A 13466-nucleotide genomic window follows, 5' to 3' on the forward strand; every position below is an offset into this window, starting at 1 on the left:
AAAATTGAAAACGGAGCATGATTCATCCATTGTGATTTATCTTTACAGGAGGTCCGATGAACGACTCTCAATCCACCGCGCGCACATCCTCAGGAAGCCGAACGAAATTCTTAATTGGCGGACTGCTGATCGTTGCAGCGGTTATTTATTTAATTGCTTCTTCAATGCAGGCCAGTGCGCAGTATTTTATGACGGTAGCAGAACTGGAAGAAAAAGCGGCCGAAATTGGAGATCGCGAATTGCGCATTTCCGGTGCGGTGATTGGCGATTCGATTCAATACGATTCCAGCACCCTGCGGCTGGAATTTGTCATTGCCCATATCCCCGGTGACCAGAAAGAGATCACAGCGCAGGGCGGGCTTGCGGCGGTGCTTCATTCCGCGGTCAATGACCCTGCTCAACCTCGGTTGAAAGTGGTTTACAATGGCGTCATGCCCGATCTGATGCGCAATGAAGCTCAGGCGATTGTGACGGGAAAATTGGGGCAGGATGGCATTTTTTATGCTGAGGAATTATTACTTAAATGTCCCACCCGCTATGAGGAAGCCGTTCCCGATCAGGCGATGGATGGCTGATTCGGCGGGAGTGTGCTCCAATCCAGATTTTTCTGCCGGGATGAGATGCCCCCGGCGCTTTGCTGTTTACGCCTAAGGGAGTAGAGGAGAGGATATGCTTGCAAATATCGGTTTTGGTGTACTGGTTGTGAGTTTCATCACCTCATTGTATGGTATCTTTGCCTCGATTGTCGGAGTGCGCAAGAATTCGCTGGCGTGGGTGGAAAGCGCCCGCAAAGCCATGCAGATCACCTTTCCATTGATCAGTATCGTTGCCTTTTCAATCATTTTGCTGCTGGTCACCGGGCAGTATCAGGTCCAGTATGTTTACAATGTCACCAGCAGTACCATGCCGCTTTACCTCAAGATCACGGCGCTGTGGGGTGGACAGTCCGGCTCGCTGGTCTTCTGGGCATGGCTGATGTCAGCCTTCACCACTGCGGTTACCCTGCGCAAGTGGGAACGCGACCGCGAATTTCTCCCTTGGGTGATTCTGGTTGGACTGGTCACCCTAACCTTTTTCCTGGCGTTAATCCTTTTCTTTGAAAATCCGTTTGTGCGTTTCTGGGTAACGGCGGCTGGCAATCAGGTGATTGCCATGCTTCCGCCTGCCGGCGCTGCGCCGTTGATTCCGGCGGATGGCCGTGGGCTTAACCCGTTGCTGCGTCATCCGGGTATGATCATTCACCCGCCGATGCTCTACCTTGGGTTTGTTTCTTTCGTCATTCCGTATGCCTTTGCAGTGGCGGCGCTGGTCACGGGACGTACCGATGACCGTTGGATCCGCATCACCCGCCGCTGGACGCTGGTGGCCTGGCTGTTCCTTTCTCTGGGTCTGGTTTTGGGCAGCCGTTGGGCGTATGATGTGCTGGGTTGGGGTGGTTACTGGGCGTGGGACCCGGTTGAAAATGCCGCGTTCATGCCGTGGCTGACCGGAACCGCCTTCCTGCACTCGGTGATGATTCAGGAAAAACGCGGTTTGTTCAAACGCTGGAACATGATCCTGATTGTTCTCACCTATGCTTTGGTCATCTTTGGCACCTTTTTGACACGTTCCGGCGTTCTTTCCAGCGTTCATTCCTTTGCACAAAGCGCGATTGGCCCGATGTTTTTTGGCTTTATTGCCCTGTCCATGATCATTTCTGTGTGGCTGCTGGTGTGGCGCTGGGACATTCTGCGCTCCGAAGGGACGATGCACTCCCTGCTTTCCCGTGAGGCGCTGTTTCTCCTGAACAATCTGCTTTTCATGGGCATCCTTGTGGTTGTTTTCTGGGGGACGGTCTTCCCGCTCATTTCGGAGTTGTTCACCGGACAAAAAGTAACGGTGGGACCGGCGTTTTACGAACGCTCCACCGGGCCGCTGTTTGCCGGGCTTTTGCTGTTGATGGGGATAGCACCGCTCTCGGCGTGGGGGCATTCCACGCTGAAAACACTGGGCAAGGCGCTCTGGAAGCCGGCTCTGGCGGCTCTGGTGGTGGTCATTGCGGTATTTGCCGGCGGAATTCGCAACGTTGGAGCGCTGCTCGGTTTTCTGCTGGTCGCACTGGTCATTTTTATCACCTTGTTTGAATACTACCGTGGAGTCACTGCCCGCCGCCGCCGCACCGGCGAAGGGTTACTGGCGGCGCTTTTCAACCTGATGGCGCGCAACCGCCGCCGTTACGGGGGGTATATTATCCATCTGGGGGTGGTGTTGATGGCGCTGGGAATCATCGGTATTGAAATGTTCCAGACCGAAACCCAGGGCACCATTCCGCCGGGCGGTTCACTGCGCCTGGGGCGTTATGAAGTCACCTTTACGCGGCTGGATATCTTTGATGCCAACGATGGGCGCAATGTTGCCCGCGCGACGGTGCTGGTCAGTCGTGACGGCCGTATGCTGGGAGAGTTGCACCCGCGCCGCGACCTGTACTTTGACTCCATGCAGCCGATGACGATTCCCGGGGTCAGGAGCACGATTGAGGATGACCTGTATGTGCTGCTGGTGGACTGGGAGCCGATCTCCTCCACCGGTGTGACTTTCAAGGTTTATCACAATCCTCTGATCAACTGGTTGTGGATTGGCGGCTTTGTCTTTATTTTGGGGATGCTGGTAGCAGCCTGGCCGGATAAGGATCCTCAGCCGGTGGCGGTGGCGGTGCGGCGGGGTCAGGTGATTCCCAGCCGTTCGAGCGGAGATTGATGCGTATGGACGGAAAAACAGGCTTTTTGCAGCGGTTGGCTTTACTGGTGGTGCTGGCGGGCATTCTGCTGGCAATGGCAGTTGATTCGGCTTTCGCTCAGCAGCCCACCCCTTCGGATGACGATGTTAACCGCGTGGCAAAACAAATGTACTGCCCGGTGTGTGAAAACATTCCCCTGGATGTCTGTCCTACCCAGGCCTGTGCCCAATGGCGCGCGTTGATCCGCCTGAAACTTTCCGAGGGGTTGACGGATGAAGAAATCCGCCAGTATTTTGCCGAGCAGTACGGGGACCGTGTGCTGGATGTTCCCCCTGCGCGGGGTTTGAACTGGCTGGTGTATGTTCTGCCGCCGCTTTTTCTGTTAGGCGGGGTATGGATCGTTGTGCGGGTTTTCCGTTCGATGCAAAAACCTGCTCCCGCCGTGACCGGCGATTCTGCTGCAAGCGGAACATCTCCCGAATCAGCGGAAGACCCTTATCTGGCGCGGATTGAGGAAGAACTACGCCGTCGGGAGCGCGAAGGCAGATAAGCATTCCCTTTCAATGGGATGGGACGAGGAGAAGATTGAATGGTTGAGGAGCGAATCAACAACGCTGAAAGAACGAATCGCCAGACCTTGCCGCGTTGGGTGGTCGGTCTGGTGTTCGCAGCGCTGATCGGTTTTCTGGTGCTGATTGGTTTGGGTTTGCGCCGAACTCAGGAAGGCCCAATTGTCATCGGCCAGAAGGTGCCCTATTTTGAACTTAAAACCTTTGACGGGGAAGTATATAACACCCAGCAAATGCAGGGTAAAGTGATTGTGGTAAACTTTTGGGCTTCGTGGTGTAAACCCTGCGAGCAGGAAGCCTTTGAACTGGAAGAAGCCTGGCAATTCTACAAGCCGCGCGGTGATGTGGTTTTTTTGGGTGTGGATTACGTGGATACGGAACCGGAAGCCAAGGCCTTCATTCAGCAATTTGGACTGACTTACCCCAACGGCCCCGATTTGCGCACGCGCATTTCGCAGATGTTCCGTATTCAGGGTGTACCTGAAACCTACATCATTGACCGTGAGGGAAGATTGGCGTTCGTCAAAAAAGGGCCGTTCCTGTCTGTTACCGAAATTCGGGGCGCAGTTGACCCGCTGCTACCTTAAACTTTGATGCGAGGAGAATCAATTTCATGGATTTAGGCTCCGTTCTGCTAATCCTTGCGCTGGCATTACTGGTAGGGATGATTTTGACACAGCCTTTTCTGCGAATTAAAGAAACCGAAAAATTGATCCAGGAGCGTAAAACCTCTCAGGAAAAAGATCATTTGAGGTCTGCACTGCTTGCCGAGCAGGAACGTGTCCTTTCTGCCTTGCAGGAACTGGAATTTGATTACGCCCTTGGAAAGATCCCCGCTGAAGATTACCCGCACGAACGGGCGGCTTTATTGAAACACGGGGCAGACATCCTTCGCCAACTGGATGCGCTTCAACCGGGCAATGGCAGGCAAAAATCAGCCGAAGAACGGATTGAGGCAGCCGTTGCCGCACGCCGGGCAGATGCGGCCAGCCGCCCGGCTGCCCTGGCTGAGCTGGATGAGGTTGAACTGGCCATTCTGGAACGCAAGCGGCAGCAGCAGACTCGTCCGGCCGGTTTTTGTCCTCAGTGTGGAAATCCAGTTACCCAAAATGACCGCTTTTGCTCCAAATGCGGGAATCCCGTTGAAAAATCACTTTAGAATGGATGACCATGTTTCTTAAAAAAGGAACTGCCTGTTTTCGTGGTTTGCTTCTTGTCCTCATCTGGGCAGGGGTGAGCGGCTGCACTGTTTCGCTGGCAGCAGATGTTACGCCGCCGCCGAATGCCCAGTCTTTTGTCGCTCAACAGACTCCTGCGGCAACCGGTGAAGTCTTGTACCCAACCGTTCCGCCCAACCCGCAGCGCGGCGCTCAGATTTACGCCGAGAAATGTGCCGCCTGTCATGGGGAACGCGGCATGGGGGATGGGGCGCAGGCCTCTCAATTGACGGTGCCCGTGCCGCCATTGGGCGACTTATCGCTGGCGCAAGGCGCGCGACCGGTGGAATGGTACCGGATTGTGACCAACGGCAATATCGAGCGGTTTATGCCGCCTTTCCGTTCGCTCGATGAACGTCAACGCTGGGATGTAGTGGCGTATGCCCTGAGCCTTTCCCTGCCGCAAGATTTGCTGACACAAGGCGCTGAACTGTATCAGCAAAAATGCCAGAACTGTCATGGGGTTGATGGGCAGGGCAGTGCACAGGCGCCCGGCTGGCGGGATGATACTTCGCGGCTGGCATCCCTTTCACTGGTGGAGATGGCCAGTATTATTCAGCGTGGAAAAGGCAACATGCCTGCCTTTGCCAGCGAATTTAACGACTCCCAAATTTTGGCGCTGGCGGCCTTTTCGCGTACTTTGAGTTTTGAAACTTCTCCCGCTGTTCAAACCCCCGCGCTGGAGCAGATTGTCCCCGGTACGGCTGATCAAAATCAGAGCGAACAATCGCAACCGGCATCTGATTTGCGAGTTGCCATTCAGGGGAAAGATCAACGGCTCCGGCGGACCGTTGCCCGCCGGTTTGACCGCTGAACTGGCCGGCTATGATGGAATGGCGCAAGTGTATGGGGCGGAAGCCGAGGTAGCAGCGGACGGTACCTACACCTTTCCGGATGTCGAAATCGTCCCCGGCCGCGCTTTCATCGTATCGGTCAATTATCAGGGTTTTACCTTCAATTCGGATGTGTTTCATAATCTGGGTGATCCGCTGAGTAATCCGATTGAACTGCCCGTCACGGTCTATGACACTACGACCGATATATCGGCATTACGGGTGGATCGTCTGCATGTTTTCTTTGACTTCACCAATCCCGATGCAATTCAAGTTGCGGAATTGTTCTTGTTGAACAACACCGGCAGCAAAGTAATTAGCGGTGAGGCACCCGGCCAACCGGTAGTCTATTTTGAATTGCCCGAAGGTGCAACCAATTTACAATTCCAGAGCGGTGCGGTTGGCGGGCGGTTCATCATGACTGAAAAGGGTTTTGCGGATACGCAGCCTGTTCCCCCCGGAAGCGGCAGCCAGATTTTGTTTGCCTATGATCTGCCGCTCTCTCGCCGGACGACGGTGCGCATCCCTATCAACCTGCCGGTAGATGCTGCGATTGTCATGATTCCACAGGGCAGCATGACCCTCCAAAGCAGCCAGCTGCAGCCGATGGGTCAGCGCCAGATTCAAGGAGTAACGTTGGATCTGTTCAGCACAACCGATTTACAGGCCGGTAGCACGCTCGAAATGACCCTCAGCGGGCGCATGAGCAGCCCAATCAACCTGCAAACCGGTCAAACGGGCGCCTTGATTGCCGGGGCGCTGGCGCTGGTACTGGTTGCAGGCGGAGGAGTATACTGGTATGTCCGCGTGCAAAAATTGGCACCGGCGGTGGAAAGCAACGCACCAGCCGAAAGCGAAAGCCGCGAAACGCTGATGGATGCGATCATCGCGCTGGATGACCTGTATAAATCCGGTCAGTTGAGCGAAGAAACCTATCAACAGCGCCGTGCTGAATTGAAAGAACGTTTACGGGCAATGCTGGATTGAGGTTGGATGAGCTCATTGATTGAAGTCCGCTCGCTGGTAAAACGCTTTGGGGCAAAAATCGTCCTGCGCCAGTTGAATTTTACGGTTCAGGCCGGTGAATTTGTTGCTCTGCTCGGCCCAAACGGAGCGGGCAAAACTACTTTTTTGCGCATCCTTGCTTCGCTGGCAAGGCCTTCGTTGGGAGAAGTATGGGTGGCCGGTTTTCGGCTGCCCCAGCAGGCTGCCCATGTACGCCGCCGTTTGGGGGTGGTCAGTCATCAACCTTTGCTCTACGGCGATTTGAGCGCAGAAGAAAACCTGCGTTTTTACGGGCGCATGTACGCCGTACCTCAACTGGGTACACGGATCAACGAAGTGCTGGAACTGGTCGGTCTTGCTGCGCGGCGGCGGGATCTGGTGCGCACCTTCTCGCGCGGAATGCAGCAGAGACTGGCCATCGGACGCGCCATTTTACATGACCCCGATGTGCTGCTGCTGGATGAACCCCATACCGGGCTGGATCAGGATGCCTGTGATATGCTGGATGGGGTTTTACGGCAAATTGCCGGACAAGGCCGCACGGTGGTAATGACCAGCCACGATCTGGCACGGGTGGAAGACCTGGCCTCGCGTTTTGATGTGCTGACCGCCGGGCGTATAACGGCCAGCCGATCGGCGGATGGTTTGCCGCGGGATGGCCTGCTGGCTTTTTACCGGCAGGCGCTGGAAGTTCAACGAAACCTGCAGGGGGCAGTCCGATGAGCGGATTAACACCGTTTATGAGCGCCATGGGCGCAGTCATCTGGAAGGATTTGCGGGCAGAATGGCGCAGTCGTGAGGTCATTTCAGCCATGCTGGTGTTTGCCCTGCTGGTCATCCTTATTTTTAACTTTGCGTTAGATTTGCAGCCCAATGTTCGCGCCGGCATCTCTTCCGGTGTGTTATGGGTAACGCTGGCATTTGCCGGAACATTGGGGCTGAACCGTTCCATGGCGGTGGAAAAAGACCGCGGCTGTCTGGATGGTTTACTGCTTGCGCCGGTTGACCGGGCTGCCATTTATCTGGGCAAGGCGTTTGCCAACCTGCTTTTCATGCTCCTGGTGGCATTCATTGTTCTGCCGGTTTACGGCATTTTGTACAATACCAACATGATCATCCCCGGTTTGCTGCTGGTGATTTTGTTAGGCAGTGAGGGATATGTGGCAGTAGGAACACTGCTCGCCAGTATGGCGGTTCAGGCTCGCACCCGTGATATTCTCCTGCCGATTTTACTCTTTCCAGTAGCAGTACCGGTGGTCGTTTCGGCCGTCAAAGCCACCGGCGGTTATCTGGCCGGTTTGGGTTGGGAGGAAATTCAGCCGTGGTTTACTTTACTGGTTGTTTATGACGTCATCTTTACTTCGGTGGCGTTTATGGTGTTCGATTCGGTGGTTGAAGAATAAACTAATTTTGGAGGTGCAGTATGCTTCAAAAACCCAAATTATTAACGGTTCTGGATGTGGCTGCAATTGCTTCTTTTCTTGCAGCAACAGCGCTGGTGTTCTTTTACGCACCGCTGGAACGGGTGATGGGTGCCGTCCAAAAAGTGTTCTATTTCCATGTGGCCAGCGGTTGGGTGGGGATGCTCAGTTTTCTGGTGGCGGCGATTGTTGGCATCATCTACCTGATTCGCAAGGATCTCAAATGGGATTCGGTCGGAGTGGCGGCAGTGGAAATTGGAATTGCCTTTACCCTGATCAATGTGGTAACGGGTGCCATTTGGGCGCGCCCAATCTGGAACACCTGGTGGACGTGGGATCCGCGCCTGACAACGGCCACCATCATGGAACTGGTTTACTTGGCTTACCTGATGCTGCGCGCCGGTATTGAAGAACCGGAACGGCGGGCGCGCTTTGGGGCGGTCTACGCAATTGTCGGCTTTCTCAGTGTGCCGCTGACCTTCTTTTCCATCCGCCTGTTCCGCACCATTCATCCGGTGGTCATCGGCAGCAATGACCCCGGTGCTATGGGCGCATTTGACATGACGCCAACCATGACCCAGGTTTTCCTGTTCAGTCTGCTGGCGTTCACCATTGTGTACTTTGACCTGCTGTGGCATCGCATTCGGCTGGGCAGGTTGGCCGAGCGGGTGGAAAGCCTGCGCCTCAAAGTTCAAGCCTGAAGGAAGGTGAATGATGGATCAACCCGCCAACACGATCTCCTACTTTATTGCCGGATATGGGTTCATCTTTGGTGTGATGATTTTTTATCTCGCCAGTTTGATCATCCGCTGGCGCAACTTGAAGCAGGATGAAGCCCTGCTGAATGAGCTGGATCAAAAAGAAACAACCGGCAACGAGTAGAGAGAACAGAGGTGCGCAACTTCCGCGCACCTCTGTTCTCTCAGGAGGAGAAGAGACGAAAAATCATCTGTTCCATTAAGCTCCAATTTGCTCAGGCACCTGAGGCAGCCGCTCACGGATGGAGTGGATGGCTTCTTCGGGCAACTGGTAGTCTTCCAGACGGCCGTGATTATAGGCGTCGTAGGCGGTCAAGTCAAAATTACCATGCCCGGATAGGTTGAATAAGATGACTCGCTTTTCGCCCCGCTGTTTGGCAAGCAGCGCTTCGTCAATGGCTGCCCGAATGGCATGGGCTGATTCGGGTGCAGGTACAATCCCTTCGTGGCGGGCAAACAGCACGGCGGCTTCAAAGGTGGCCCGCTGGGGAACGGCAACCGCTTCAATCAAACCGGCATCATAAAGCGCACAGATCGAAGGCGCCATACCGTGATAACGCAATCCACCGGCATGAATGGAAGGCGGGATGAAAGAATGCCCCAGAGTGTGCATTTTGACAATCGGCGCCATTTGGGCGGTATCACCGTAGTCAAAAGCATAGACGCCGCGGGTCAGGGAAGGAGCAGCAGTGGGTTCCACCGCCAGCAAGCGGGTGCGCTGACCGTTGCGCAGGTTTTCCCGCAGGAAAGGATAGGCAATCCCGCCAAAGTTCGATCCGCCGCCGACGCAGCCGATGACCACATCCGGGTATTCACCGGCTAAATCCATCTGTTTGAGGGCTTCTTCACCGATGACAGTCTGGTGCAGCAAGACGTGGTTCAACACCGAGCCGAGAGAATACTTTTTTACGCCGTTGGAAGTGGCCGCTACCTCAACCGCCTCGCTAATGGCAATACCCAGCGAGCCGGGGCTTTCCGGGTCCTTTTCGAGAATAGAACGCCCGGCGTTGGTGAGATTGGTGGGAGAAGCAAACACTTTTGCGCCAAACGTTTCCATCAAAAAGCGGCGGTAGGGTTTTTGATTGTAGGAAACCTTGACCATGTAGACTTCCAGTTCCATGTCAAAAAAGGCACATGCCATTGAAAGCGCAGAACCCCACTGACCAGCCCCCGTTTCGGTGGTGAGTGCTTTAGTGCCGGCCGCTTTGTTGTAAAAGGCCTGTGCCAGCGCTGTGTTGGATTTATGGCTGCCGGACGGAGAAGCGCCTTCATACTTGTAGTAAATGTGAGCCGGTGTGCCGAGCGCCTTTTCCAGCCGGCGCGCACGGATCAAGGGAGTGGGGCGGTAGAGTTTGTAGGCTTCCCGTACTTCTTCGGGAATTTCGATGTATCGCTCGGTGCTGATTTCCTGCAGAATCAATTCCATTGGGAACAATGCACTGAGAAAATCCGGCGTGACAGGTTCTTTGGTAGCCGGATGCAGCACCGGCGGCATGGGCACCGGGCTGTCTGCCAGCACGTTGTACCAGTAGCGCGGCAAATCATTTTCGCTCAACAGGAAACGGGTTAATTCAGACATGGTAAACCTCCTTGAAATTGGAAATTAATGGACAAATGAGATTAGCAAAATGCGCCGGCGGCGGGGTTGCTTTGTCCGCTTTCGGGCTGCAAGGCCAGTCCAAGGGTCAGGCCCATCGCGCCGAGTACCTCTTCCAGAGTCTGGCGGGCAATTTGCCGGGCGCGGTTGCTGCCGTGATAAAGAATTTCGCGCAAATAGGCAGGCTGTGCAATGAACCTTGCGCGCCGCTCACGCAGCGGTTCAAGCGTTTGGTTGAGTTTGCGCGCCAGATATTGCTTGATTTCGACATCGCCGACCTTTCCCTGACGGTAACGGGCTTTGTATTCCTCGACCTGCTCGCGGTCAGCGTCAAACTGATCCAGATAGATGAAAAGGGGGTTACCCTCCACTTTTCCCGGATCGGTAGGATGGATGCGATTGGGATCTGTAAACATGCCCATCACCTTGCGGGTGGTTTCTTCTTCAGAATCCCGCAGGAAGATGGCGTTGCCATACGAAGTGTGCATGGTGCGGTTGTCAATCCCCGGCAGGCGCGGCATGGTGGAAAGCAGAGCATCCGGTTCGGGGAATAATTCCCCATACAGGCTGTTGAAGCGGCGGGCAATCTCGCGGGTCAATTCGATGTGCGGCAGTTGATCCTCGCCGACCGGCACCAGCGATGCTTTGTAAAGCAGAATATCGGCCGCCTGTAAGACAGGATAGGTCAGCAGTCCCAGGGAGGGTTGAATACCCAGTTGTTTGACCTGTTCTTTGTAGGTGGGCACACGGTGCAGACGGGTCTCACTGACCAGCATGCTGAGCAGTAAAGCCAGTTGACTGTGTTCCGGTACAGCCGATTGCAGCACAAGGGTGCTGCGCTGGGGGTCAATGCCGGCCGCCAGCCAGTCAGCAACCACTTCTAAGGTGTTGGGGCGGATGTCGGCCGGGTTTTGATAATCTGTGGTGAGCACATGCAAGTCGGCTACCAGAAAGAAACATTCATGGGTTTGCTGCAAACGCACCCAGTTTTGAAGCGTGCCAACCAGATGTCCCAGGTGACGGGGTCCGGTGGGACGATGTCCGGTAAGGATACGATAGGTTCTAAGGGTCATTATCTCAATCTCCATTTGGTGGACTTAAAACAAAACGGCCTGTGCTCGTGGGGACGAACACAGGTCCGTGGTGCCACCCCAGTTAGGCTGCTGGTAAAAAAATTCCCCGGTGATGCACACAGGGGAAAGAAGCCAGCCTCACTCGTTGCGGGTACGGCCATTTTGGCGATACCCTTTGCCCAGATAACGGTGGCAACTCCGGCCCAGACTACTGGGGAAGAAACCCGTTCGCCCTGCAACTCCGAGGTCCATTCATCGCCGCTGTACGGGCAGGTTCTCACCGCTTCCTGCTCTCTGTACCGCCATTTCGACGATTACTCGTCCTCTTCATCGTCTTTTTGGATGTGTTTTGGAAGATTATAATGATTTTATGGCATTTGTCAAGCATGAATTTGGCGCGGTTGGGTTATAATTTAAGGGTGGGTTGAAATTTTCGCAGCAGGAGTTTTGCCTTGACATTCCCGAATCCTTTTTACCGCTGGCGACCGCATCCGTGGCATGGTCTTGAAATCGGACCCAACCCTCCTCAATTGGTGCACGCCTACATTGAAATTACCCCCTTCGATCTGGTCAAGTACGAAGTGGAAAAGACCACCGGTTATCTTAAGGTGGATCGTCCGCAGCGCAGTTCGTCTCAGCCGCCTACGCTGTATGGCTTTGTTCCGCGGACTTACTGCGGAAAACGGGTCGGTGACCTGACCCCCATGGCGGCGCGCGGTGATGGTGATCCGCTGGATATTTGCGTGATCAGTGAAAGGCCTATTACCAAATCCGAAGTGATTTTAACCGTACGGGTAGTGGGCGGTTTGCTGATGATTGACAATAACGAGGCCGACGATAAGATCATTGGTGTGCTGCATAACGATAAATTCTGGGAAAATGCGCATGATGTAGAGGATTTACCCGATGTTCTGGTTGAACGGCTGCGGCATTATTTCAGTACGTATAAACTTGTACCGGGTAAAGAAAATCAGACCTACATTCATTCCGTCTATAATGCCGAACATGCCATGAAAGTCATCGAGGCGGCGATAGCCGATTACGATGAAGCCTACGGCAGTTGATGAATTAAGAAAGGGTTTTCTGCCAGGCGATTAAGCCGTTCAAATGCTCTTTTTCGTGGTCGAGAATATCGCTGGTGATGATCTTCGCCAGCGTATTTTTTCCTTTCAGCCACCCAAACAGAGCTGGATTGTTCAATTCCTCCGATGTATATTCCTTAATTCTGCGGATGGTTTGATCGCGGATGATTTGATAATCACCCCACACCCGATCAAAAGAACGATCCTTGAACTGTTCATACCAGATGGCATTCTGCTCATCAGCGCTGATTTTTTTAAAGTGCACGGTGGACGGCTTGATTCCCTGACGAGCCTGAAAAAGGAGTTTGATGGTCTCGGACTCCCACAATAACAGGTGAGCCAGTACGTCCTTGACCGACCAGAATCCACACGCGCCGGGCTGGAGACGCTGGTCTGCAGAAAGGCTATCCACGAAATTAAGCATGGACCGATGGCTTTCTTTCAGCGTTTGAATCAGGTCTCTTGCATCAATCAATTGGGTTTCCATTCAACTCATCCTCAGGTGCTCTTTTATTTTCCAGTATAGCATCGAATATCGGTTAAAATCAGGTAGAACCTGACAATTGGAGGCAGTTTGTGTCCAACTTTCCAATAGACCGCGCAACATGGCAGCAAGGATTGACCGTAGAAGAATTTGTCGAGAGCATGACCCAGCATCAAAAACCGATGCGGCGGCGTTTGCAGCAGGTAAAACTCCAGCCGCAGGAAATTAAACAAATTCAAAAGCTGGACAGACCTCTTTATCTGGCGGTGATGACCGAAGACTGGTGTTCTGATTGTCTGATGGTGCTGCCGATTCTGGTCAAAATTGCCGAAACCTCCGGAAGAATTGAAGTAAGGATCTTTATCCGCCGCGAGTGGCAAAATTTGCGCTCTTTTTATCAAAGTCAGGATATTCCCAGCATTCCGGTTGCCACTTTTTTAGATGAGCAGTTTCAACCGCTGGTCACCTGGATCGAGCGTCCGCGAGCGGCGCATCAAAAGCTGGCGGAGTGGAAACTAGCGCATCCCGAAGTTGAACAAATCCGTCGCCGGGCAGATTTATCTGCCGAAGAAAAACGGCAAATGCTCAAGGATGTGTTGGATCAGTTACTGGTTGAGATGGAAGAATGGTATGAGCAAGGCTTGCAGTCCGAAACCGTGCGGGAAATTCTGGACCTGCTTGGATTGAATGAGGTGAGTGGCACCCCTTGAC

Annotated in this window: 16 protein-coding genes and 1 other annotated feature; of the genes, 13 read left to right on the plus strand and 3 right to left on the minus strand. The window is 53.9% G+C overall.

Annotated features, from left to right (window positions below; translation table 11 throughout):
• Positions 1-56 precede the first annotated feature (56 nt).
• The 11 genes from ACWIZX_RS03040 (at position 57) to ACWIZX_RS03090 (ending at position 8643) form a co-directional block, all read left to right on the plus strand.
• Positions 57-575 (plus strand): cytochrome c maturation protein CcmE, encoded by a 519-nt coding sequence (locus ACWIZX_RS03040; RefSeq protein ID WP_448334770.1) that lies wholly within the window; start codon positions 57-59, stop codon positions 573-575.
• Positions 576-669: 94 nt separating this feature from the next.
• Positions 670-2736, plus strand: a complete 2067-nt coding sequence (locus ACWIZX_RS03045; RefSeq protein WP_448334771.1) for a heme lyase CcmF/NrfE family subunit — start codon at positions 670-672, stop codon at positions 2734-2736.
• A 5-nt stretch (positions 2737-2741) separates the two neighbouring features.
• Positions 2742-3266, plus strand: coding sequence for a cytochrome c-type biogenesis protein (locus ACWIZX_RS03050; protein WP_322792490.1), 525 nt, complete (start codon positions 2742-2744; stop codon positions 3264-3266).
• 39 nt (positions 3267-3305) lie between these two features.
• Positions 3306-3872, plus strand: a complete 567-nt coding sequence (locus ACWIZX_RS03055; RefSeq protein WP_322792491.1) for a TlpA family protein disulfide reductase — start codon at positions 3306-3308, stop codon at positions 3870-3872.
• Between the two features lie 26 nt (positions 3873-3898).
• Complete coding sequence (locus tag ACWIZX_RS03060) at positions 3899-4444, plus strand: zinc ribbon domain-containing protein (protein WP_448334772.1); 546 nt, start codon at positions 3899-3901, stop codon at positions 4442-4444.
• A gap of 11 nt (positions 4445-4455) precedes the next feature.
• Positions 4456-5316, plus strand: coding sequence for a c-type cytochrome (locus ACWIZX_RS03065; protein WP_448334773.1), 861 nt, complete (start codon positions 4456-4458; stop codon positions 5314-5316).
• Positions 5294-6322: an SHOCT domain-containing protein gene (locus tag ACWIZX_RS03070; protein WP_448334774.1), complete on the plus strand. Its 1029-nt coding sequence runs from the start codon at positions 5294-5296 to the stop codon at positions 6320-6322. The genes ACWIZX_RS03065 and ACWIZX_RS03070 overlap by 23 nt, the downstream gene beginning before the upstream one ends.
• Positions 6323-6328: 6 nt before the next feature.
• Positions 6329-7063, plus strand: coding sequence for a heme ABC exporter ATP-binding protein CcmA (gene ccmA / locus ACWIZX_RS03075; RefSeq protein ID WP_448334775.1), 735 nt, complete (start codon positions 6329-6331; stop codon positions 7061-7063).
• Positions 7060-7743, plus strand: coding sequence for a heme exporter protein CcmB (locus tag ACWIZX_RS03080; RefSeq protein WP_322792105.1), 684 nt, complete (start codon positions 7060-7062; stop codon positions 7741-7743). Before ccmA ends, ACWIZX_RS03080 begins: the two co-directional genes overlap by 4 nt.
• 20 nt (positions 7744-7763) lie before the next feature.
• Complete coding sequence (locus ACWIZX_RS03085) at positions 7764-8462, plus strand: cytochrome c biogenesis protein (protein ID WP_322792106.1); 699 nt, start codon at positions 7764-7766, stop codon at positions 8460-8462.
• Between the two features lie 10 nt (positions 8463-8472).
• Positions 8473-8643 (plus strand): hypothetical protein, encoded by a 171-nt coding sequence (locus ACWIZX_RS03090; RefSeq protein WP_322792107.1) that lies wholly within the window; start codon positions 8473-8475, stop codon positions 8641-8643.
• Positions 8644-8718: 75 nt separating this feature from the next.
• Here the strand turns inward: ACWIZX_RS03090 and ACWIZX_RS03095 are convergent, their stop codons facing one another.
• Together ACWIZX_RS03095 and trpS are read right to left on the minus strand one after the other, a co-directional pair.
• Positions 8719-10098 carry a TrpB-like pyridoxal phosphate-dependent enzyme gene (locus tag ACWIZX_RS03095; protein ID WP_322792108.1) on the minus strand — a complete coding sequence of 460 codons (1380 nt, stop codon included), beginning with the start codon at positions 10096-10098 and terminating at the stop codon, positions 8719-8721.
• A gap of 41 nt (positions 10099-10139) precedes the next feature.
• Positions 10140-11189 carry a tryptophan--tRNA ligase gene (gene trpS / locus ACWIZX_RS03100; protein WP_322792109.1) on the minus strand — a complete coding sequence of 350 codons (1050 nt, stop codon included), beginning with the start codon at positions 11187-11189 and terminating at the stop codon, positions 10140-10142.
• Between the two features lie 46 nt (positions 11190-11235).
• Positions 11236-11529, minus strand: a binding site (T-box leader).
• A gap of 112 nt (positions 11530-11641) precedes the next feature.
• Here trpS and ACWIZX_RS03105 point away from each other — a divergent pair.
• Positions 11642-12253, plus strand: a complete 612-nt coding sequence (locus ACWIZX_RS03105; protein WP_322792589.1) for an inorganic pyrophosphatase — start codon at positions 11642-11644, stop codon at positions 12251-12253.
• Positions 12254-12257: 4 nt separating this feature from the next.
• Here ACWIZX_RS03105 and ACWIZX_RS03110 read toward each other — a convergent pair whose 3' ends face one another.
• Positions 12258-12758 carry a ClbS/DfsB family four-helix bundle protein gene (locus tag ACWIZX_RS03110; RefSeq protein WP_448334776.1) on the minus strand — a complete coding sequence of 167 codons (501 nt, stop codon included), beginning with the start codon at positions 12756-12758 and terminating at the stop codon, positions 12258-12260.
• An 89-nt stretch (positions 12759-12847) separates the two neighbouring features.
• Between ACWIZX_RS03110 and ACWIZX_RS03115 the strand changes: the two genes are divergently transcribed.
• Positions 12848-13465 (plus strand): thioredoxin family protein, encoded by a 618-nt coding sequence (locus ACWIZX_RS03115; RefSeq protein WP_448334777.1) that lies wholly within the window; start codon positions 12848-12850, stop codon positions 13463-13465.
• The last annotated feature ends 1 nt before the right edge of the window (position 13466 follow it).

The sequence above is a fragment of the Bellilinea sp. genome (assembly GCF_053501535.1).

Coding starts and splice junctions, on each gene's coding strand:
- ACWIZX_RS03090 (WP_322792107.1), top strand. CDS start 8,473: ATGATGGATCAACCCGCCAACACGATCTCCTACTTTATTGCCGGATAT.
- ACWIZX_RS03085 (WP_322792106.1), top strand. CDS start 7,764: ATGCTTCAAAAACCCAAATTATTAACGGTTCTGGATGTGGCTGCAATT.
- ACWIZX_RS03110 (WP_448334776.1), bottom strand. CDS start 12,758: ATGGAAACCCAATTGATTGATGCAAGAGACCTGATTCAAACGCTGAAA.
- ccmA (WP_448334775.1), top strand. CDS start 6,329: ATGAGCTCATTGATTGAAGTCCGCTCGCTGGTAAAACGCTTTGGGGCA.
- ACWIZX_RS03060 (WP_448334772.1), top strand. CDS start 3,899: ATGGATTTAGGCTCCGTTCTGCTAATCCTTGCGCTGGCATTACTGGTA.
- ACWIZX_RS03055 (WP_322792491.1), top strand. CDS start 3,306: ATGGTTGAGGAGCGAATCAACAACGCTGAAAGAACGAATCGCCAGACC.
- ACWIZX_RS03080 (WP_322792105.1), top strand. CDS start 7,060: ATGAGCGGATTAACACCGTTTATGAGCGCCATGGGCGCAGTCATCTGG.
- trpS (WP_322792109.1), bottom strand. CDS start 11,189: ATGACCCTTAGAACCTATCGTATCCTTACCGGACATCGTCCCACCGGA.
- ACWIZX_RS03050 (WP_322792490.1), top strand. CDS start 2,742: ATGGACGGAAAAACAGGCTTTTTGCAGCGGTTGGCTTTACTGGTGGTG.
- ACWIZX_RS03065 (WP_448334773.1), top strand. CDS start 4,456: ATGTTTCTTAAAAAAGGAACTGCCTGTTTTCGTGGTTTGCTTCTTGTC.
- ACWIZX_RS03040 (WP_448334770.1), top strand. CDS start 57: ATGAACGACTCTCAATCCACCGCGCGCACATCCTCAGGAAGCCGAACG.
- ACWIZX_RS03095 (WP_322792108.1), bottom strand. CDS start 10,098: ATGTCTGAATTAACCCGTTTCCTGTTGAGCGAAAATGATTTGCCGCGC.
- ACWIZX_RS03045 (WP_448334771.1), top strand. CDS start 670: ATGCTTGCAAATATCGGTTTTGGTGTACTGGTTGTGAGTTTCATCACC.